Genomic DNA, 21,762 nt, shown 5'->3' on the forward strand with positions numbered 1-21,762 from the left:
AAAAAGAAAAATGGCTTCTATAAGAAAACCATCATTCTGTTTCATAATCTGCTGATTTTACTATCTTTTCCAAGAGAAACAAAAATATACATCTTTCTCAACGCAGAAAATCATATATTGGCATTGTATAATGTTAACATAGCCAAAAATAACCGTCAACGTTTTTTTGATTTTATGATATAATATCCTTTTTTCTTTTCTACAACCTCAACTTCAGAAAATACTTCTTCTAGTTTTTTTAGCGCAGACGGTGCACCTTGTTTCTTTTGAATAACAATCCAAAGCTCTCCATCTGGAACTAAATACTCCACAGCTTTTTCTAAAATCTCATGTACGATATCTTTACCCGCACGAATTGGAGGGTTAGATAGAATAGCAGCATACTTACCATCTACATTTTCATAGACGCTACTTTGAAAAATACGTATATTCTCGATTTTGTTATTAGCGGCGTTTTCTTTCGCAAGCCCAAGTGCCCTCTCGTTCACATCCACCATGTGAACTTCACGACCTTGAAACTCTTTCGCTAACGACAAACCAATAGGACCGTATCCGCAACCTACGTCTAATATATCACCTTTAATATCTGGCATTTGAAACGCTTCAATTAAAAGACGGGAACCAAAGTCCACTTCGTTTTTCGAGAACACCCCATGGTCAGATAAGAAAGTGAATCGAGATCCACGAAGGGCAAACTCCCATCGCTTACGATCACTTTTACTAGAAGGGTCGTTAGAAAAATAATGGTCTGCCATATGGCCACCTCTTTTCTTTACAGTTAAAAAAAAAGCTCGCATGAGAGCGAGCTTTTTTTAAAGCATCAAAAGTTAATTACTTAACTTCTACAGCAGCGCCAACTTCTTCAAGTTTAGCTTTGATTTCTTCAGCTTCTTCTTTAGCAGCAGCTTCTTTGATTACTTTTGGAGTGTTGTCAACTAATTCTTTAGCTTCTTTTAAGCCAAGACCAGTGATTTCACGAACAACTTTGATAACTTTGATTTTTTGTGCACCAGCGCTAGTTAGTTCCACATCAAATTCAGTTTTCTCAGCAGCAGCTTCTCCAGCGCCACCAGCAACAGCTACAGGAGCAGCAGCAGTTACGCCGAATTCTTCCTCGATAGCTTTTACTAAGTCGTTAAGTTCTAATACAGTCATAGATTTAACTGCTTCAATGATTTGTTCTTTAGTCATTGTAAATATCCTCCCTTAAATAGGTTTGTATTGTTTTATCGATAATACGTAATTATCTTTTAAAAAATTAAGCGCCTTGCTCTTCCTTTTGGTCTGCAACTGCTTTAGTAGCAAGTGCAAGGTTACGGATTGGAGCTTGAAGAACGCTAAGAAGCATAGAAAGTAAGCCTTCACGTGATGGAAGAGTAGCGATTGCTTTAACCTCATCAAGTGTTACAAGTTTACCTTCGATTACGCCCGCTTTAATTTCTAAAGCTTCATGATCTTTAGCGAAGTCGTTTAATACTTTCGCAGGAGCAACTACATCCTCGTTACTGAACGCGATTGCGTTTGGTCCTGTTAAGAATTCATTTAACTCAGCCATTTCAGCAGATTCTGCAGCACGACGAGTTAGAGAGTTTTTGTAAACTTTGAACTCAACGCCAGCTTCACGTAATTGCTTACGTAATTCTGTTGCTTCAGAAACTGTTAAACCACGGTAGTCAACAACGATTGTAGATTTACTAGCGCGAAGTTTGTCCGCGATTTCAGTTACAACTTGTTGTTTAGTTTCGATTACTTTGCTCATGTTATTACACCTCCTGTAGATTATATAGAAGATGTACCGAAAGTGCACTAAAAACCTCCATGCCCAACTTGTAGACATGGAGGCATATAGTCACAGAAAAAAGATTCCGCTTCGTATATTAACACCTAGGTAGGAAATTAAGTCTATTGACACCTACTGTCTACGGTACACTAATTAAATTCACAACATAAATGATTATATTAAAACTTCTTTATGAAGTCAACTTCCAAAATTTACGCTAATGTAGAAACGTCTACACGTACGCCAGGTCCCATTGTAGAAGCAACTGTTACGTTCTTCATGTAAGTACCTTTTGCAGCAGCTGGCTTAACTTTTTGTAAAGTGTCAGCAATTGTTTTGAAGTTTTCTACTAATTTAGCATCTTCGAAAGATACTTTACCGATTGGAACGTGGATGTTACCAGCTTTATCAACGCGGTATTCAACTTTACCAGCTTTGATTTCGTTAACAGCTTTAGTTACATCGAAAGTAACTGTTCCAGTTTTAGGGTTTGGCATTAAACCTTTAGGTCCTAATACGCGACCAAGTTTACCAACTTCACCCATCATGTCAGGAGTTGCTACTACTACATCGAAATCGAACCAACCTTGTTGGATTTTACCGATGTAATCAGTATCGCCTACGAAGTCAGCTCCAGCAGCTTCAGCTTCTTTAGCTTTTTCACCTTTAGCAAATACTAATACACGTTGTACTTTACCAGTACCGTGTGGAAGAACAACTGCACCACGGATTTGTTGGTCAGCTTTCTTAGGGTCAACACCTAAACGGAATGCAGCTTCTACAGTTGCATCAAATTTAGCTGTGTTTGTTTTCTTTACTAATTCTACTGCTTCTGTTGCAGAGTAAGCAGCTGCACGATCAACAAGCTTTGCAGCTTCTACGTACTTTTTACCTCTTTTAGCCATTTTTATTTCCTCCTCGAATGTGGTTTTAGCGGAATAACCTCCCACGTTTACGCCTGTTTTCAGGTATAACCTGAGGATGAGCGCCATCCATTTATTTAAAAACGATAATCATTTACGATAATAAAGGTTGCGAATTGGAATTCCAGACCCGCAACCTTTTTTAAAAACAAATCGAATTAGTCTTCGATAACGATGCCCATACTGCGTGCAGTACCTTCAACCATACGCATTGCAGCTTCTACGCTAGCAGCGTTTAGGTCAGGCATTTTAGTTTCAGCGATTTCGCGTACTTTATCACGCTTAACAGTTGCCACTTTATTACGGTTTGGTTCACCAGAACCAGACTCAATACCAGCTACTTTCTTAAGAAGAACAGCAGCAGGAGGAGTTTTAGTAATGAAAGTGAATGAACGGTCCTCAAATACCGTAATTTCAACAGGGATGATAAGACCAGCTTGATCTGCTGTACGAGCGTTAAACTCTTTACAGAAGCCCATGATGTTAACACCTGCTTGTCCTAATGCTGGACCAACTGGTGGAGCTGGGTTAGCTTTACCTGCAGGAATTTGAAGCTTTACCATTTTAATTACCTTTTTAGCCACGAGACACACCTCCTTAAGTCCGTGATGTGGTCAATTGGACAGTGATTTGCCCTCCCACGTCATATTTTATCTGTAAGGATAAAATCTTTCAAAAAACGTCTCCGATAACGAAGACGTACTGACTTAAAAGATATTATCACTTTTTACAATTCATTTCAAGTTTCATTTTATAATTTTTCAATTTGATGGAAGTCAAGTTCAACTGGAGTCTCGCGACCAAACATATCCACAAGCACGCTAACCTTTTTCTTCTCCACATCAATTTCTTCAATAGCACCTGTATAATCTGCGAATGGCCCCTCATTTACACGTACTGTCTCATGAAGTTCAAAGTCGAAATCAACCACTTCGTTGTCCATTCCCATATGTTTCATAATGGTAACAACTTCCTCTTCTAATAGAGGTGATGGTTTAGATCCAGAACCAGAAGAACCAACGAACCCAGTTACACCCGGCGTGTTACGTACAACATACCAAGAGTCATCAGTCATGATTAATTCTACTAATACATAACCTGGGAACACTTTTCTTTTCATTAATTTTTCTTTTCCGTTTTTCATTTCTACTTCTACTTCTTCCGGGACAACAACACGGAAAATTTTATCTTGCATACCCATTGATTCTACACGTTTCTCTAGGTTTGCTTTTACTTTATTTTCATATCCAGAATAAGTATGGACAACATACCAACTTTTTTCCATTCATTTAGGACGAGCGTCCTTCCCTCCCTGACGTACATTTTTTTGCGCAAATGAAAAAACCCGTTCACCGGGCTTTTACACAGTTCTTATAAATAACATTATATCATGGATAAGTGCTTCTTATTCAAGAATTAACCAAGAATTAACCGAATTAAAGAAGAAATGCCCATATCAACTACTGCGAAGAAAATCGCAAAGAACACAACTGTAGCAACAACAGTCGCTGTTGAGCGGAGTAATTCATCTTTTTTAGGCCAACTTACTTTTTTCATTTCGCGACCTACATCGCCGAAAAAGTTCGTTAAACGCATCTGCGGGACCTCCAGTGTATTATTTCAATTATTTATTTTGTTTCCTTGTGAACTGTATGCTGATTGCATGTTTTACAAAACTTTTTTATTTCAAGTCGCTCTATTGAGCTCGTATCTTTCATAGTAGAGTAGTTTCGATTTTTACACTCTTCACATGAGAGTACAACTTTTTTCCTCATTAGTTACACCAACCTTGTAACATTATGTCCCTAAAAATGTATCATACAATAAAAGACAATGTCAATGACATGCATTTTGTACTCTCTACAAAAGAAAACAGGTGATTTATTTTACACCTGCAGCACTTGTTACTTCTTATGAATTTAAAGTTGTACTTTCTCTCATTTCCATATATCGTTCCAATTTCCTCTTTACTCTTTGTAAAGCGTTATCAATAGATTTCACATGCCTGTTTAACTGTTCTGAAATCTCTTGATAAGAACGACCATCTAAATATAAAGAAAGCACTTTCCTTTCTAAATCGCTTAATAATTCAGATATTTTTGATTCTATGTCTGTATATTCTTCCTGGCTAATGATCATCTCTTCAGGATCAGTCACCTTCGCTTCAGAAATAACATCCAATAACGTTCGATCAGATTCCTCATCGTAAATCGGCTTATCTAAAGACACATACGAATTTAAAGGAATATGTTTTTGTCTTGTTGCCGTTTTAATAGCGGTAATAATTTGTCGAGTGATACATAGTTCAGCAAATGCTTTGAATGAAGACAGCTTGTCCTCTTTATAATCACGAATTGCTTTAAACAACCCTATCATACCTTCTTGAACAATGTCTTCTCGATCGGCACCCACTAAAAAGTAAGATCTTGATTTCGCACGAACAAAGTTCTTATACTTGTGAATTAAATATTCTAGAGCGTCAGTATTACCTTTTCGAACTAACTCAACGATTGCCTCATCCTCTAAATCACGAAATGTAACGTCGCCTATACTTACGAAGCCTGCTTCCACCTTGATCCCTCCGACCGCTATTTATTTAGCAATATTATACAGTAAAAAGATAAAGAGCGTCAATGCTTCAACGCTCTCCTCTTCTTAATTTTTCTAATTTTTCTGTAATATCCTTACTAAATATCTTTCGCATGGCGGGCTGCTGTTCTTTCGTGTCTTTTGTACGCCTTCTTACTTGTTGTTCCATCGCTTGTACTTCCAACTCTAATTCACGCGCAGATTTTCGAAGGGCACCTTGCCCAAATATAACCCATTGTTCTGTATAATCAGAAGTCGCAACATATATTTGTGTATTTATATTTCTAAGCTCTATCGCAAGTTGCTCTATCTTTTCGTCTGCAGTTTGATTCTTTCGTGTGAATATTACTTCTACACGAGATTGTTTCATCTTTTTTTCAATACCATGGACTGTATAGGCATCAAAGACTATCATCACTTTTGTGCCTGTATAACCTTGATAATCCGCCATCTTATCAATAAGCGCATCTCTTGATGATTGTAAATCTACATCCCGCAGTTTCTTCAAATCTCCCCAAGCTCCGATAATGTTGTAGCCGTCAACGATTAAAATATCGTTCATTTTTTATTTACCAATTTCGTGACGTTTACGATATACCTCATACATTAACAAACTTGCGGCTACTGAAGCATTTAAGGATGTAACTTTACCAACCATCGGTAGAGTGATTAAGAAATCACACTTTTCACCAATAATACGACTCATACCTTTTCCTTCACTACCAATTACTAATCCAATCGGCATTGTACCATCTAAATTACGGTAATCCGTTTTCCCTTTGGCATCTGTACCAGCAATCCAAAGTCCACGCTCTTTTAATTCATCAATTGTACGAGATAAGTTTGTTACGCGCGCAACAGGAATGTATTCAATCGCTCCTGTTGATGCTTTCGCAACTGATGCGGTAAGTCCCACAGCTCTTCTCTTCGGAATAATAATTCCATGAGCTCCTGTTGCATCAGCAGTACGCATAATAGAACCTAGATTATGCGGATCTTCAATCTCATCTAAAATCAAGAAGAACGGATCTTCATTACGTTTTTCTGCCACTTTGAATAAATCTTCTAACTCTGCATACTGATATGCAGCTACTTGAGCAATTACACCTTGATGATTACCCTCAACTAATTGATCTAACTTTTTCTTTGGTGCATGTTGTAAAATAATCTTATTTTCTTTCGCTAACGCTAGTACAATTTGTACTTGTCCTTTGGCAGCACCTTCTGCGATCCAAATTTTATTAATATCTCTCCCTGATCTTAACGCTTCAATTACAGGGTTACGTCCGATAATATATTCACTAGTCATGATGATGTGCCCCCTTCCTTTTCTTCTAAAACTGCAATTGCCTTATATACAATTTCGTCTAATCTTTCACGATTATTTAATAAATGATGATAACCAATTAGTGCTTCAAAGGCTGTACTATGTCGATATGTTTGTACATCCGTATTTTTCGGAACTGTACCTGAATTTGCATTACGCCCTCTTCTTAATACCGCCTCTTCTTCCTCTGTCAAAAATGCCGTCTCTAATAAATGATAAACAACTTTCGCCTGTGCTTTTGCTGAAACAAAGCTCGTCCCTAAGCGATGTAATTGATTAGGGCGAACTTTTCCTTTTTGAAGGAGGTGATAGCGGATATATTGTTCATATACCGCATCACCCATATACGCTAACGCCAAGCTGTTTAATTGCTTTGCATCAATCATCCTTATCCTCTTTTCCATCTTGTACCTTGAGCGGTATCTTCTAAAATAATATTACGTTCTTTTAAATCGTCACGAATTTGATCAGACAATGCGAAATCGCGATTTTTACGAGCTTCAATGCGCTTTTGGATAAGCTCTTCAATTTCTTCATCCAGTAATTCTTCTTTTGATAATTCTAATCCTAAAATATCAAATAACGTTTCCAGTTGTTTTACGTATGCTTCAATCACAACTTTAGATGTATGCTCTTCAAGTAAATATTGATTTGCATGATTTGCTACGTTGTATAATTCGGTAATTGCATTTGCAGTGTTAAAGTCATCATTCATTGCCTCTTCAAATGCAGTCTGGAATTTCTCTATTTCAGCTAACCATTTCTCATTATGGTCCGTTAAATCCGTACTACTCTCCATACGATGCTTTAAGTTTCCATAAGCTGTTTTAATTCTTTCCAGTCCATTATTCGTACTTTGTAATAACTCTTCACTAAAGTTAATCGGGTGACGATAGTGTACTGATAACATAAAGAATCTAATTAACTGCGGGTCGTATTGCTTAATAATATCGTGAACTAAAATAAAGTTACCCAGCGATTTAGACATCTTCTCATTGTTAATATTAATATATCCATTATGCATCCAGTAACGTGCAAACGTTTTTCCAGTCAATGCCTCTGACTGCGCAATTTCATTTTCATGATGCGGGAACGCCAAGTCTTGCCCACCAGCATGAATGTCAATTGTATCCCCTAAATACTTACGCGCCATTGCTGAGCATTCAATATGCCATCCTGGACGTCCTTGCCCCCAAGGGCTTTCCCAGAAGATTTCTCCTTCTTTCGCAGCTTTCCATAAAGCAAAATCAAGAGGGTCTTGTTTCTTTTCCCCTACCTCAATACGAGCACCGTGACGTAAATCTGCGATTGGTTGATGTGATAATTTACCGTAACCTTCGAATTCCTTCGTCTTAAAGTACACATCACCCTCTGATTCATATGCATACCCTTTATTCACAAGTTCTTGAATAAATTCAATAATGATATCCATATTTTCTGTTACACGAGGATGAACTGTTGCGTGTTTGCAACCTAGTGCTGTTACATCTTCAAAGTACGCTTCAACAAAACGATCAGCAATCGTTGGTACATCTTCACCTAATTCATTTGCCGCTTTAATTAATTTATCATCTACGTCCGTAAAGTTAGATACATATTGCACATCGTATCCTTTGTATTCTAAATAACGACGCACTGTATCGAATACCATAGGAGGTCTTGCATTCCCAATATGAATGTAGTTATAAACTGTAGGTCCGCATACATACATCTTTACCTTATTTTCTTCTAATGGAACAAACTCTTCTTTTTGACGTGTTAACGTATTATAAATGTGAATAGTCATTTTTATCCTTCCTTTCTACCTTTAATTCCAATTGTTTCTTCAATTTATCAAGTTCTACTTCCATAGCCTTTAATTTATCAAAAATCGGATCTGGAAGGTCAGAGTGATTTAATTCTTGACCAATCTTTACTCCATTTTGAATAACGACACGGCCAGGTATACCTACAACTGTAGAATGTGCAGGAACTTCTTTTAATACGACAGACCCTGCTCCGATTTTAGAATTCTCTCCCACAGTAATAGACCCAAGAACTTTAGCACCCGTCGCAATTAATACATTATCCTGAATTGTTGGGTGCCTCTTCCCTTTTTCTTTTCCTGTACCACCTAATGTAACCCCTTGATAAATCGTTACATTATCACCAATTTCACAAGTTTCTCCAATTACAACTCCCATTCCATGATCTATAAAAAAGCGTCGACCAATAGTTGCTCCTGGATGGATCTCAATGCCAGTAAAAAAGCGGCTCACTTGTGAAACAAAACGTGCAAGAAAGAAAAAATTTCTTTTATAAAAAGCATGTGCAATTCGATGGGCCCAAACTGCATGTAATCCAGAGTAAGTTAAAATGACTTCGAAATAACCTCTTGCCGCTGGATCCTGTTCAAAAACGACTTCAATATCTTCCCGAAGCCTCTTAAACATCGGTGTTCCCTCCCCTTTATGGGCTGCTTTTTTGTCGAACGAACTAACTCCCCTAACTCATCACTTCTCCCCTAATTCTTTATATAAGGAGATAAATTCTATATTCATACCTATTTACACGGTATAAAAAAAAGGCGTCTCTGTCATATTGACAGAGACGCCTTTTAAGCGCGGTTCCACTCTGTTTAGGCTTAAAAAAGCCTCAAACTCATCCATGATAACGGTGTACACCGCTCCTGCTTACTTTGCGGCCTAAGACATCCCACGAAGCAATTCGCTGTTCAGCAGAAGACTCGAAGGGGCATTTCAAAAATCCGCTTATAAACCACTCCCAGCCTAAAGGTGGTTCTCTCTGTAAAAAGCCTGATTTTCTACTTCTCCTTCTCGTCGCTTTTCCTTATTAGGTTTTAGGTATACTTATTATATTTCTAAACCTAGAAAATGTTAACCAATTACTTTTTGAAGACGATTTAAAACTTTTTCTTTTCCAAGAAGTGCAATAGCATTCGGAAGCTCTGGACCATGCGTTTGTCCTGTAGTTGCAACACGGATTGGCATAAATAAATTTTTACCTTTATGTCCTGTTTCCTTTTGAACTGCTTTAATCGCTGCCTTAATTGCTGCTGGCTCCATTGCTTCTAGAGCTTCTATTTGACCAGCAAATGCACGAAGTACTTCAGGTACTTGTTCACCATTTAATACTTCTTGTCCTTCTTCTTCATAGTCAACATGATCTTTAAAGAACATTTCAGAAAGCTCTACAATTTCAGCTCCAAAACTCATTTGTTCATGGTATAAAGCAATTACATCACGAATCCAAGCTTGGTCTTGTTCGCTTAAAGTTTCTCCCACACGTCCAGCTTTCACTAAATGCGGTAAGCTTAACTCTACAACCGTATCTAAATCTTGCTTTTTCATATACTGGTTGTTCATCCATTTTAGTTTTTGAGAATCAAATAATGCAGGTGATTTTGATAAACGAGCTGCATCGAACATTTTGATAAACTCATCTTTAGAGAAGATTTCTTCTTCTCCTACCGGAGACCAACCTAGTAGTGCAATAAAGTTAAAGATTGCTTCTGGAAGATACCCAAGCTCTTTATATTGCTCAATAAATTGAATAATAGATTCATCACGCTTACTTAACTTTTTACGACTTTCATTAACAATTAGAGTCATATGACCGAATTGTGGAATATCCCAGCCGAAAGCTTCATAAATCATCATTTGTTTCGGTGTATTTGAAATATGATCATCACCACGAAGTACATGTGTAATTTCCATTAGATGATCATCTACTGCTACTGCAAAGTTATAAGTTGGAATTCCATCTTTTTTCACAATAACAAAATCACCGAAATCATTTGAATGGAACGCAACTTCATCTTTTACAATATCTTTGAATGTGTAGTCACGATCAGCTGGTACACGGAAACGAATACTTGGAATACGTCCCTCAGCTTCAAATTCTTTCACTTGTTCTTCAGTTAATTCACGGTGGTTACCTGCGTAACGAGGTGTTTCACCGCGAGCGATTTGTCCTTCACGCTCTGCTTCTAGCTCTTCTTCTGTCATATAACATTTATAAGCTAGACCACGCTCTAATAAATCTTCATATAATTTTTTATAAATATCTAAACGCTCTGTTTGGCGATATGGTCCAAATTCACCACCAACATCAACACCTTCATCCCAGTCCATACCGAGCCATTTCAAGTATTTTAATTGGCTTTCTTCTCCACCAGCCACGTTACGTTTTACATCAGTATCTTCAATACGAATAATAAATTTGCCATCTAAATGACGAGCAAATAAATAATTAAATAATGCCGTACGCGCATTTCCGATATGTAAGTGTCCTGTTGGACTTGGCGCGTAGCGTACTCTCACTTGCTTTTCCATAATTGGTACACCTTCCATCCTTAATGTCAACACATTCTATAATTGTACACCAAAAAAATGTGATTATCCATCTTACGAATTAAAAACCATTATTTTTTCTGTAATAAAACAACCGCTTGAGAAGCAATCCCTTCTTCTCTACCTGTAAATCCTAATTTTTCTGTTGTTGTTGCCTTTACATTAATGTTATCGATAGACGTTTCTAACAGTTCACTAATGCGCTTACGCATGCTCTCAATATGTGGTGCCATTTTTGGTTGTTGAGCAATAATTGTACAATCTAAATTTCCTAACTCGTAACCTTGTTCACGCACAAATTCCCAAACTTTTTGTAACAATACAGCTGAATCTGCATCTTTAAAAGCTGGGTCTGTATCAGGAAAGTGCTTTCCGATATCTCCTGCTGCAATCGCACCTAAACATGCATCAGCAATCGTATGTAACAATACATCTGCATCTGAATGACCGATTAATCCTTTCTCGTGTGGAATTGTAATTCCACCAATAATCAACGGGCGCCCTTCCGCAAATTCATGTACATCAAAACCTTGTCCAATTCGAAACATCCTTACTTCCTCCTTAAGCTAAACTACTGAGCTTTATGACTCTATATTATATCGCTATCCTTATAAAGAAAAGCCCGGCTGTTGCCGAGCTTTTCTTTATTAACACATCATCAACGTTATTTCTTCTGAACACGTAGGAACCTTTCAGCAATTAATAGATCTTCCGGAGTCGTCACTTTAATATTATAGTAACTCCCCTCTACTACACCTACTTGCTTCCCAACACGTTCTACGAGACTTGCATCATCTGTGCCAAGAAAACAACTTTGCTTTGCGCTTCTATGAGCTTCTAGCAAAAGAGAAACAGAGAATCCTTGTGGTGTTTGTACAGCGTTAAGTTGAGATCGCTCTACCGTTTCTACAACAACACCCTGCTCTACTTTCTTAACAGTATCTTTTACTGGCACTGCACAAATGGAAGCTCCATATTTTTCTGCTGCAATTAATACATCGCGAATCACTTTATTCGTTACGAACGGGCGCGCCCCGTCATGCACAAGAACATATTCGACACCACTCGCATACTGAAGTGCGTTATATACGCTATCTTGTCTTTCGGCTCCACCCTGAATAAATTGTACGTGCTTTTCAATCTGGTACTTCTGCATTAACTCTTCAAAATACGGGCGTTCTTCTTCGTTAATTGCCATAATAATACTTTTGCACGCTTTATCTTTTTCAAAAGCACGCAATGTGTGCACAATAATTGGTACTTCATCTATAAGTAAAAATAACTTATTTTTACCAGCACCCATTCGTTTTCCTTGGCCCGCTGCCGGAATAATTAATGTATACATATTAATAATCCTCTACTTATAATGCTTTTTCTAGCAATTTACGTTTTGCAAAAATCATACGACCAGCCGATGTTTGTAATACGCTAGTAACAAGTACGTCAAGTTGTGAACCCACATACTCTCTACCATCTTCTACTACAATCATCGTACCATCATCTAAGTATGCAACACCTTGATTTTGTTCTTTACCATCTTTCACAACATAAACACTTAATTCTTCACCAGGGAGTACGACTGGTTTAATCGCATTAGCTAAATCATTAATGTTTAACACCGTAACCCCTTGTAATTCAGAAACTTTGTTTAAATTGAAATCGTTTGTTACTACAGTTCCACCAGTGATTTTTGCCAACTTTACAAGCTTGCTATCTACTTCTTGGATATCATCGAAATCGCCTTCATAAATTTCTACCGGAATTGGCATCTCCTTTTGAATACGATTTAAAATGTCTAGCCCTCTGCGGCCACGATTACGCTTTAAAGCATCTGAAGAATCGGCAATATGCTGAAGCTCTTCTAATACGAATTGCGGAATGACAATTGTTCCTTCTAAAAACTTTGTTTGGCAAATATCTGCAATACGTCCGTCAATAATTACACTCGTATCGAGAATTTTCCAATGAGTCGTAGATTTTTCTGCTTCGACCTCTACCTCTTCATTCTCACTATTGTTTTTCTTCTTACCTCCGCGTTGGGGTAATGTAAATAATCCTAGCAATTCATTCCTCTTTTTAAATCCTACTTGGAATCCTAAATATCCAAGTAAAAGGGTGAAGAACACTTGCAACACCGTACTAATAACTGGAATTGTAAATTCACGAATTGGTATCAAAATTAAATATGCAACAATAAGACCAGAGATTAATCCTAATGTACCAAATAAAACATCTGCTACAGGCGCCTTTACAAGAGCCTCTTCAATATGCTTAATAAGTTGAACAATATAATCTACAAGCCAAAATGTTGTTAAAAATAAAATAATTGCACCAATAATTGCACGAACATACGATCCTTCCAACAAAGGAACCGCACCGATATCTAATACATTAATAATTTTTGGGATTAAGTAAATCCCTAACGCTCCCCCGATCACTAAAAAGAAGAGCTGTACAATCCGTTTTAACATCCAACCACCTCCTACTCATTATTAACCATTGTTTCGCTAATCAAAACGCCGAATGCAAAAGCGGACGTGTTTTTTTGTAAATAGTTTTATTTACCAATATATCATATCATATACCAAAAATGTTCTAGTGTCGTTATATTATAGAATCAATGTAATATTCTTAATTGTGTCTACTCATATAGAGATGCTCTTGAATTCTTTTTAGACCTTCTCGTATTTTCTTCGCTCTCACTTCTCCAATTCCTTCCACATCATCCAATTCATTAATAGTTGCTCGGCAAACACCTTGCAATGTTTTAAATCGATTAATTAAATTCTCGATAATAAGTGGCGGAACACGAGAAATCTTGCTTGTGATTCGGTACCCTCTAGGTGTCACACTTTCTTCTAAACTTGTTTGTCCTGGATACCCAAGTAATTTAACTAAATCACTATCCTCTAAAAGTTGTGTATTTGCAAGATCTTGTAACTTTTTCAAGATTTGATGATGGTCTTGTGTTTTCTCCTGGTGATAATCTTTAATTAACAATGCTGCCTCTGCCTCTAAATCAGCTAGTAATTCTGTAAGCTGTAAACGAATTAACCTACCTTCTGTTCCTAGCTCATGAATATAGCTCAATATTTCATTTTTTATACGCAGCACCATTTCAACACTATGTAAAACGTGAACCACCTCGGACATTGTAACGACCTCTTCAAATTCTAGAATACCCAAATTCGTAATGCCGTCATTCCATACAGCCTTATATTTTTCTAGCGTTTGAATTGCTTGATTTGCCTTCGTTAAAATGACACCTATATCTTTTAGTGTATAACGTAAGTTCCCTTGATATAGCGTAATTACATTACGTCTTTGTGAAATGGCCACAACAAGGCTGCCCGTCTGCTTTGCTACACGCTCTGCTGTTCGGTGACGCATACCTGTTTCAATAGAATCAATAGATGAATCCGGAACTAACTGTGCGTTTGCAATTAAAATTTTACTTCCAGTTTCATTTAAAATAAGTGCTCCATCCATTTTTGCTAATTCATATAAACTAGCAGGAGAGAATGCGCAATTAATATGAAAACCACCATCAACAATGCTTTTAATCTGCTCATTATACCCAAGAACAATTAGTCCCCCTGTTTGTGCACGAAGTACATTATCTATCCCTTCGCGCAGTGGTGTTCCCGGGGCCACGAGCTGTAAAATATTAATTATACTTTTGACACGTTGCTTATTTTCTTCCATAGCCTAGCCTCCTAATGTCAAACGAAGCGCTTCTCCTAAATTAGAAACACCTACAACCTCAATCCCCTCTGGAATTGTCCACCCCCCTAAATTTTTTCTAGGAATGATAGCACGTTGAAATCCTAATTTAGCTGCTTCTTGTACACGTTGTTCGATTCTTGATACTCTTCTTATTTCTCCAGTTAATCCAACTTCTCCTATTACCGCATCAGTTGGTGCCGTAGATTTATCTCTAAAACTTGAAGCTATACTTAAGGCAACAGCTAAATCAATTGCCGGTTCATCTAATTTCAAACCACCAGCTACTTTTAAATACGCATCTTGATTTTGTAATAGTAAACCTGTTCTTTTCTCTAGTACCGCCATAATAAGCGAGACACGATTATGATCAATTCCTGTCGCCATTCTTCGAGGATTTCCAAAACTAGTAGGGGAAATTAATGCCTGTATTTCTACTAAAACTGGTCTTGTTCCTTCCATTGAGGCAACTACTGTTGAACCTGCAACTCCAACTGGTCTTTCCTCAAGGAAAATTTCAGAAGGATTTAAGACTTCTGCAAGGCCAAGTTCTTTCATTTCAAAGATACCCATTTCATTCGTAGAACCAAAACGATTCTTTACAGCTCGTAAAATACGATATGTATGGTGTCGATCTCCTTCAAAGTAAAGAACTGCATCGACCATATGTTCTAACATACGCGGCCCCGCAATTGCACCTTCTTTTGTCACATGTCCTACGATGAAAATTGGGATTCCCTTTGTTTTTGCAAGTTTCATTAATTCTGCTGTACATTCACGTACTTGCGCCACGCTACCAGGAGCTGATGTCACCTCAGGTAAATGTATCGTTTGAATAGAATCAATAACAACAAAAGCAGGATTCATCTCTTCAATATGTGCTGCAATACGCTGTAAATCTGTCTCTGATACAACAAATAGATTACTACCATTTACATGTAAACGATCTGCACGAAGTTTAATCTGCTTTGCTGACTCCTCACCTGATATATACAATACATCATATGAAGCATCTGCTAATTGCGAGGAAATCTGTAATAATAACGTTGATTTTCCAATCCCAGGGTCCCCACCAATAAGTACTAAAGATCCATCTACAATTCCGCCACCTAGTACACGGTTAAACTCCTGAAATTTTGTTTCAATACGTGCCTCAGACTTTGTTTCTACTTCTGTAAGACGTCTTGGTTTTGTTACTTCTGTTTGAATTGCATTTGCATAATTTAGGCGTCTGGATGATACAACGGGTTCCATCTCTTCAACAAGCGAATTCCATTGACCACACCCTGGACATTTACCCATATATTTTGGTGATTGATAACCACACTCTTGACATGTGAATTTTGTTTTCTTTTTAGCCATATCTTTTTATATTTCACTTCGCTTTCATCTATAAACATTTGACCTTCTCGTACAAGAAAGAGGGCTATCTCGTAGCCCTCTTAGTTTGTCTATACTTATTTTACCTTTTCAGCACTATGAATGACAAATGTTTCCCCTTCTACATCAAAGATAACTTTTTGTCCTTTCTCAATAGCACCTTTTAAAAGTTCTTCCGATAGTCTATCTTCTACATGCTTCTGAATTGCTCTACGTAGTGGACGAGCACCATATTCACGATCAAACCCTTTATCAGCAATAGCTGCAATCGCCCCTTCTGTTAATTGCAATTCAATTTCTTGTTCTTTTAAGCGATTCACTAACTGATTTACCATAAGAGTCACAATTTCTTGAATATGTTTTTTCTCAAGCATATGGAATACGATAATTTCATCAATACGGTTTAAGAATTCTGGACGAAATGCCTTTTTCAGCTCATCCATTACTTTACCTTTCATATCCGAATAATCACGACTTTCATCTTGTACGTTAAATCCAAGATGTTTGTTACGTTTTAACGCCTCAGCACCAACGTTAGACGTCATAATAACAATCGTATTACGGAAGTCAACTGTACGTCCTTTAGAATCAGTTAAACGACCATCTTCCAATACCTGTAGTAAAATATTAAATACATCAGGATGCGCCTTCTCTACTTCATCTAATAGGACAACTGAATACGGCTTACGACGAACCTTCTCTGTTAATTGTCCGCCTTCTTCATACCCAACATATCCTGGAGGAGAACCAACTAAGCGAGAAGTTGAATGTTTCTCCATATACTCAGACATATCAATGCGAATCATTGCATCCTCATCACCGAACATAGATTCTGCCAATGCTCTTGCTAATTCTGTTTTACCTACACCTGTTGGTCCTAAGAAAATAAATGAACCAATTGGACGTTTCGGATCTTTCAGTCCTGCTCTTGCACGACGAACAGCTTTCGCTACAGCCACTACCGCTTCATCCTGGCCGATGACACGATCATGAAGAATGGATTCTAAGTTTAATAATTTATCAGTCTCTGTTTGTGCAAGTTTAGAAACAGGGATACGTGTCCATGTAGAAACGACATTTGCAATATCTTCTACCGTAACCTCTGAATTTTCTTTTCCTTGTTGTTCTTTCCACTGACGCTTTGTATCTTCCAATTTCTCACGTAAGCGTTGTTCCATATCACGTAAGGAAGCAGCCTTTTCAAACTCTTGACTTTGTACAGCCGCATCTTTTTCTTTTCGAATTTCCTCAAGATTCACTTCAAGCTCTTTTAAGTTTGGTGGTGTTGTATAAGAACGTAAGCGAACCTTTGAAGCAGCTTCATCAATTAAATCAATTGCTTTATCTGGTAAGAAACGATCCGTAATATAACGATCGGAAAGTTTCACAGCTGCATCAATTGCATCATCTGTAATAGACACACGGTGATGGGCCTCATAACGATCGCGTAAACCTTTCAAGATTTGAGTTGATTCTTCTAGACTCGGCTCATCAACATGAATTGGCTGGAAACGTCTCTCTAAAGCTGCATCCTTTTCAATATATTTACGATACTCATCTAAAGTTGTCGCACCAATACATTGTAATTCTCCGCGTGCTAAAGATGGTTTTAAAATATTTGATGCATCGATTGCACCTTCTGCTCCACCTGCACCGATTAATGTATGAAGTTCATCAATAAATAGAATAATATTCCCTGCTTGACGTATTTCATCCATTACTTTCTTTAAACGATCTTCAAACTCACCACGATATTTCGTCCCAGCTACCACTGTTCCCATATCTAGTGTCATAACACGCTTATCTCTTAACGTTTCAGGAACTTCATTATTTACGATTTGCTGTGCTAACCCTTCAGCAATTGCTGTTTTACCTACACCAGGCTCTCCAATTAACACTGGATTGTTTTTTGTTCTACGGCTTAACACTTCAATTACACGTTGAATTTCTTTACTACGTCCAATAACAGGATCCAAACGATTCTCACGTGCAACAACTGTTAAGTCGCGCGCTAAACTGTCTAGTGTCGGTGTATTGGCATTTGTCGATGAACCACCTTGGTGACCTGAACTTGCCTCGTTACTTCCAAGAAGTTGTAACACTTGTTGTCTTGCTTTGTTAAGGCTGACGCCTAAATTATTTAAAACACGTGCCGCTACACCTTCACCTTCACGGATTAAGCCAAGTAAAATATGTTCTGTTCCAACGTAAGAATGTCCTAGCTTACGCGCTTCATCCATAGACAATTCAATAACTTTTTTAGCACGAGGTGTATAATGTACAGTTTGAGAAGCTTCTGTTCCACGTCCAATTAACGCTTCTACCTCTTTTTGCACTTTCTCCGGGCTCAATCCAAGAGCAATTAACGCTTTTGCTGCAATTCCTTCACCTTCGCGTACAAGCCCAAGTAAAATATGTTCTGTTCCAATATTATTATGCCCAATGCGAATTGCTTCCTCTTGAGATAAAGCTAATACTTTCTGTGCTCTTTCTGTAAATCTTCCAAACATCATAGAAATCGCCTCCTACTTGCGCTTAGTTTTTTTCAATACGTAATCGCTCACGGATTAAGGTTGCTCTTCGATAATCTCTTTCTTCTGGTCCTAAAGGTCCTCCTGCGTATTGTTGTAAAATACCTGGTTGCGTAAGAACCATTAGCTCAGTCAAAATATTTCTCGATATACCTTTTATATATCCTAGATCAATACCAAGTCGTACATCCGATAAGCAAGTTGCCGCTTCTGCAGATTGAATTAAACGACTATTTGCTAGTATACCGTAAGAACGATAAACCTTATCTTCAAGCTCAATACTCGAATTTTGTACAATTAATTCTCTGGCCAATTTTTCTTGTTGTATAATTTGCTGCATGACACTCTTTAAATCTGCAATAATATCTTCTTCGGATTTCCCTAGCGTCATTTGATTTGATACTTGAAATATATTACCTAACGCTTCGCTACCTTCACCGTATATTCCTCTTACTACTAAACCTAATTTTTGAATTACTTGTATAATACGGCTAATTCTTTTTGTTAAAACCAGCCCTGGTAAATGAATCATTACAGAAGCTCTTAATCCTGTACCAACGTTAGTAGGACAACTCGTAATATATCCAAGTGATTCATCAAAAGCATATTCAACCTCTTTCTCAATCCAATTATCTATTTGATTGGCGCTTTGAAGCGCCTTTGATAACTGTAGTCCTGGAAATAGGCACTGAATCCTAATGTGGTCTTCCTCATTAAGCATCACACTAATGTGTTCGCTTTCTGATAACAGACATGCTCCATATTCAGTCCCTGCTAGATTTGGACTAATTAAATGCTTTTCGACTAAAACTCTCCTTTGAAGAGGCGTTAATTCATTCATTTTTAATAGTCCAAACTTCCCAAAGGGCTCTACCGCTTTATTTATAAATTTCTTTTTAAATAATTCTTGAACCTTTTGAGCTTCCTCTTCGTTTTGCATAGTAGAAAATTGATATTGCTTAAAATTACGAGCCAAACGAATTCGACTACTTAAAACAATATCAGAATCAGGGCCATCCCCCTTCATCCATGGACTAATCGCTTCATTCATAATTTTGTCCAGTGACATAGAACTACTCCCCCTCTCTATGCTCACTAAGCTGAGTTTCAAGCCCTCGAATTTCATCTCTTACCTCAGCAGCTTTCTCAAACTCCTCATTCTGTACATATTGTTTCAGAATAAGTTTTAGTTCATCTAATTCTTTCTTTAAGTGGATATTTCCTTCCATTCGTTCCGGAATTTTTCCACAATGTTCTGTATGTCCACCATGAAGTCGTTTTAACAATGGGTTTAAGTGTCCTTTAAATGTATCGTAACAAGAAGCACAACCAAGGCGTCCCACCTTTGTAAAATGTTCGTATGTCATCTTACAACCTGGACATCTTATTGTATTTGTATTTGAAAACCCGTTTTTTCCTTCTCCAAACATTGTTGATTCACCGTGTAATAAACCAGCAAATACATCATGAAATGAAAAGTTAGACTGTGATGATTGAAAGAAAGACGTATAGCCACTTTGCTCTGCACATTGCTCACAAAGATGAACTTCCGCCTTCTTCTCGTTGATTACTTTTGTATAATGTAAAGTTGCTGGTCTTATATTACAGTTTTGACAAGTCATCAATATCCCCACCTTTACAACAGGAACGATCTACCTCATGATACTTTTCATACATTACTAGATTGTCCTCTTTCCTTAATCCATTTAGATAAAAGTACATGCTCTTTTTCAAAACTTCTACAATATTTAACTGCCCTATCTTAATTATCATTCTTTTACAAAAGCTGTATTTATTTATATTTCAGTGTTCTTAACATTGCGCATAATATTCGAGCCCTAAGTTCATCTCGAGAAGGAATATCCATTGATAATACAGAACGATCTAGTACACTTAACATTAGTTTTGCTTCACGGCCTGTTATGATTCCCTCTTCTAATAAACGTATAATCATACTCTCTGCATTCCCTTGTGCAACGCTATGATCAATCATATGAAGCATTTGATCAATAATGTCTATATCATCATGCAGTTTGACTTTTATAATGCGAATGTAACCTCCTCCACCACGTTTACTTTCTACTACAAATCCTCTTTCTAATGTAAAACGGGTATTGATTACATAATTGATTTGAGATGGTACGCACTCGAATCGATCCGCAATCTCATTTCTTTTGATTTCAATCACATTATTATTACTTAAGTCAATAACTTGCTTTAGATATTGCTCAATGATATCAGATATATTTCTCATTTATCCGCCACCTTTATTGACTTTGACTATCTTTGACTTTAATTATATACGTATTAATAAAATTTGCAACTCTTTTGCTTATTCACTATCCTAGCCACATTCCCCTGCATTTAATCAAAATAGTAATTATTTAAGCACATTTTTTTAATTACTATGGATTATAAAAGAAAACACGAAAAAACACGAGTCATTTGACTCGTGTTTAGTTGCTTGGCGACGTCCTACTCTCACAGGGACAAGGTCCCAACTACCATCGGCGCTAGAGAGCTTAACTTCCGTGTTCGGTATGGGAACGGGTGTGACCTCTCTGCCATCATCACCAAACTATGAAGGCATATTCCTTCAAAACTAGATAACATTGCTACATATTATATGGTTAAGTCCTCGATCTATTAGTATTCGTCAGCTCCACATGTCACCATGCTTCCACCTCGAACCTATCAACCTGATCATCTTTCAGGGATCTTACTAGCTTACGCTATGGGAAATCTCATCTTGAGGGGGGCTTCATGCTTAGATGCTTTCAGCACTTATCCCTTCCGCACATAGCTACCCAGCTATGCCCTTGGCAGAACAACTGGTACACCAGCGGTGCGTCCATCCCGGTCCTCTCGTACTAAGGACAGCTCCTCTCAAATTTCCTACGCCCACGACGGATAGGGACCGAACTGTCTCACGACGTTCTGAACCCAGCTCGCGTACCGCTTTAATGGGCGAACAGCCCAACCCTTGGGACCGACTACAGCCCCAGGATGCGATGAGCCGACATCGAGGTGCCAAACCTCCCCGTCGATGTGGACTCTTGGGGGAGATAAGCCTGTTATCCCCGGGGTAGCTTTTATCCGTTGAGCGATGGCCCTTCCATGCGGAACCACCGGATCACTAAGCCCGACTTTCGTCCCT

At 37.8% G+C, this 21,762-nt stretch carries 24 protein-coding genes, 2 rRNA genes and 2 other annotated features (1 of these 28 running past the window's edge); all 26 genes read right to left on the reverse strand.

Going from position 1 to position 21,762, the window contains the following annotated elements; all coding sequences use genetic code 11:
• Positions 1-155 precede the first annotated feature (155 nt).
• On the reverse strand, positions 156-755 hold the full coding sequence (locus QCI79_RS12825) for a class I SAM-dependent methyltransferase (protein ID WP_000763262.1): 600 nt from the start codon (positions 753-755) through the stop codon (positions 156-158).
• A gap of 76 nt (positions 756-831) precedes the next feature.
• Positions 832-1,191 (reverse strand): 50S ribosomal protein L7/L12, encoded by a 360-nt coding sequence (rplL, locus tag QCI79_RS12830; RefSeq protein ID WP_000159736.1) that lies wholly within the window; start codon positions 1,189-1,191, stop codon positions 832-834.
• A gap of 67 nt (positions 1,192-1,258) precedes the next feature.
• Entirely contained in the window at positions 1,259-1,759 is a 501-nt protein-coding gene (rplJ, locus tag QCI79_RS12835) for a 50S ribosomal protein L10 (protein ID WP_000048716.1), read from the reverse strand.
• A 39-nt stretch (positions 1,760-1,798) separates the two neighbouring features.
• Positions 1,799-1,943: a sequence feature (ribosomal protein L10 leader region), on the reverse strand.
• Positions 1,944-1,992: 49 nt separating this feature from the next.
• Positions 1,993-2,685: a 50S ribosomal protein L1 gene (rplA, locus tag QCI79_RS12840; RefSeq protein ID WP_001987630.1), complete on the reverse strand. Its 693-nt coding sequence runs from the start codon at positions 2,683-2,685 to the stop codon at positions 1,993-1,995.
• Between the two features lie 176 nt (positions 2,686-2,861).
• Positions 2,862-3,287, reverse strand: coding sequence for a 50S ribosomal protein L11 (rplK, locus tag QCI79_RS12845; RefSeq protein ID WP_001085872.1), 426 nt, complete (start codon positions 3,285-3,287; stop codon positions 2,862-2,864).
• 167 nt (positions 3,288-3,454) lie between these two features.
• Positions 3,455-3,988 carry a transcription termination/antitermination protein NusG gene (gene nusG / locus QCI79_RS12850; RefSeq protein ID WP_000415794.1) on the reverse strand — a complete coding sequence of 178 codons (534 nt, stop codon included), beginning with the start codon at positions 3,986-3,988 and terminating at the stop codon, positions 3,455-3,457.
• Between the two features lie 131 nt (positions 3,989-4,119).
• Positions 4,120-4,299 (reverse strand): preprotein translocase subunit SecE, encoded by a 180-nt coding sequence (secE, locus tag QCI79_RS12855; protein WP_001241323.1) that lies wholly within the window; start codon positions 4,297-4,299, stop codon positions 4,120-4,122.
• A 32-nt stretch (positions 4,300-4,331) separates the two neighbouring features.
• Complete coding sequence (rpmG, locus tag QCI79_RS12860; RefSeq protein WP_014481927.1) at positions 4,332-4,478, reverse strand: 50S ribosomal protein L33; 147 nt, start codon at positions 4,476-4,478, stop codon at positions 4,332-4,334.
• Between the two features lie 136 nt (positions 4,479-4,614).
• Complete coding sequence (locus QCI79_RS12865; RefSeq protein ID WP_000387193.1) at positions 4,615-5,274, reverse strand: RNA polymerase factor sigma-70; 660 nt, start codon at positions 5,272-5,274, stop codon at positions 4,615-4,617.
• 67 nt (positions 5,275-5,341) lie between these two features.
• On the reverse strand, positions 5,342-5,854 hold the full coding sequence (locus tag QCI79_RS12870; RefSeq protein WP_000997886.1) for an NYN domain-containing protein: 513 nt from the start codon (positions 5,852-5,854) through the stop codon (positions 5,342-5,344).
• A 3-nt stretch (positions 5,855-5,857) separates the two neighbouring features.
• On the reverse strand, positions 5,858-6,601 hold the full coding sequence (gene rlmB, locus QCI79_RS12875; RefSeq protein WP_000200237.1) for a 23S rRNA (guanosine(2251)-2'-O)-methyltransferase RlmB: 744 nt from the start codon (positions 6,599-6,601) through the stop codon (positions 5,858-5,860).
• Positions 6,598-7,005: a Mini-ribonuclease 3 gene (locus QCI79_RS12880; protein ID WP_000564261.1), complete on the reverse strand. Its 408-nt coding sequence runs from the start codon at positions 7,003-7,005 to the stop codon at positions 6,598-6,600. Before QCI79_RS12880 ends, rlmB begins: the two co-directional genes overlap by 4 nt.
• Before the next feature lie 2 nt (positions 7,006-7,007).
• Positions 7,008-8,405, reverse strand: a complete 1,398-nt coding sequence (cysS, locus tag QCI79_RS12885; RefSeq protein WP_000152276.1) for a cysteine--tRNA ligase — start codon at positions 8,403-8,405, stop codon at positions 7,008-7,010.
• Positions 8,386-9,051 carry a serine O-acetyltransferase gene (gene cysE, locus QCI79_RS12890; protein WP_000476497.1) on the reverse strand — a complete coding sequence of 222 codons (666 nt, stop codon included), beginning with the start codon at positions 9,049-9,051 and terminating at the stop codon, positions 8,386-8,388. Before cysE ends, cysS begins: the two co-directional genes overlap by 20 nt.
• 150 nt (positions 9,052-9,201) lie before the next feature.
• Positions 9,202-9,448: a binding site (T-box leader), on the reverse strand.
• Between the two features lie 47 nt (positions 9,449-9,495).
• Positions 9,496-10,953, reverse strand: coding sequence for a glutamate--tRNA ligase (gene gltX, locus QCI79_RS12895; protein ID WP_000415143.1), 1,458 nt, complete (start codon positions 10,951-10,953; stop codon positions 9,496-9,498).
• An 89-nt stretch (positions 10,954-11,042) separates the two neighbouring features.
• Positions 11,043-11,519 carry a 2-C-methyl-D-erythritol 2,4-cyclodiphosphate synthase gene (ispF, locus tag QCI79_RS12900; RefSeq protein WP_000488391.1) on the reverse strand — a complete coding sequence of 159 codons (477 nt, stop codon included), beginning with the start codon at positions 11,517-11,519 and terminating at the stop codon, positions 11,043-11,045.
• Positions 11,520-11,635: 116 nt separating this feature from the next.
• Positions 11,636-12,316, reverse strand: coding sequence for a 2-C-methyl-D-erythritol 4-phosphate cytidylyltransferase (gene ispD / locus QCI79_RS12905; protein ID WP_021728590.1), 681 nt, complete (start codon positions 12,314-12,316; stop codon positions 11,636-11,638).
• A 16-nt stretch (positions 12,317-12,332) separates the two neighbouring features.
• Entirely contained in the window at positions 12,333-13,442 is a 1,110-nt protein-coding gene (locus QCI79_RS12910) for a PIN/TRAM domain-containing protein (RefSeq protein ID WP_000919677.1), read from the reverse strand.
• Positions 13,443-13,602: 160 nt separating this feature from the next.
• The gene (gene disA, locus QCI79_RS12915) at positions 13,603-14,676 is read right to left on the reverse strand and encodes a DNA integrity scanning diadenylate cyclase DisA (RefSeq protein WP_000392158.1); all 1,074 of its coding nucleotides are present in this window, start codon (positions 14,674-14,676) and stop codon (positions 13,603-13,605) included.
• A 3-nt stretch (positions 14,677-14,679) separates the two neighbouring features.
• Entirely contained in the window at positions 14,680-16,056 is a 1,377-nt protein-coding gene (gene radA / locus QCI79_RS12920; protein WP_001085202.1) for a DNA repair protein RadA, read from the reverse strand.
• A 95-nt stretch (positions 16,057-16,151) separates the two neighbouring features.
• Positions 16,152-18,587, reverse strand: coding sequence for an ATP-dependent protease ATP-binding subunit ClpC (gene clpC, locus QCI79_RS12925; protein ID WP_000971187.1), 2,436 nt, complete (start codon positions 18,585-18,587; stop codon positions 16,152-16,154).
• 22 nt (positions 18,588-18,609) lie between these two features.
• Positions 18,610-19,674: a protein-arginine kinase McsB gene (gene mcsB, locus QCI79_RS12930; protein ID WP_000050842.1), complete on the reverse strand. Its 1,065-nt coding sequence runs from the start codon at positions 19,672-19,674 to the stop codon at positions 18,610-18,612.
• Positions 19,675-19,678: 4 nt separating this feature from the next.
• The gene (mcsA, locus tag QCI79_RS12935; protein WP_000128398.1) at positions 19,679-20,227 is read right to left on the reverse strand and encodes a protein-arginine kinase activator protein McsA; all 549 of its coding nucleotides are present in this window, start codon (positions 20,225-20,227) and stop codon (positions 19,679-19,681) included.
• Between the two features lie 170 nt (positions 20,228-20,397).
• On the reverse strand, positions 20,398-20,859 hold the full coding sequence (ctsR, locus tag QCI79_RS12940; RefSeq protein ID WP_001244565.1) for a transcriptional regulator CtsR: 462 nt from the start codon (positions 20,857-20,859) through the stop codon (positions 20,398-20,400).
• Positions 20,860-21,067: 208 nt separating this feature from the next.
• Positions 21,068-21,183, reverse strand: a 5S ribosomal RNA gene (rrf, locus tag QCI79_RS12945).
• Between the two features lie 48 nt (positions 21,184-21,231).
• Positions 21,232-21,762, reverse strand: a 23S ribosomal RNA gene (locus QCI79_RS12950) (it continues 2,391 nt past the right edge of the window).

This window comes from Bacillus cereus group sp. MG1, assembly GCF_040460035.1.
In the GTDB taxonomy this organism is placed as follows: domain Bacteria; phylum Bacillota; class Bacilli; order Bacillales; family Bacillaceae_G; genus Bacillus_A; species Bacillus_A cereus.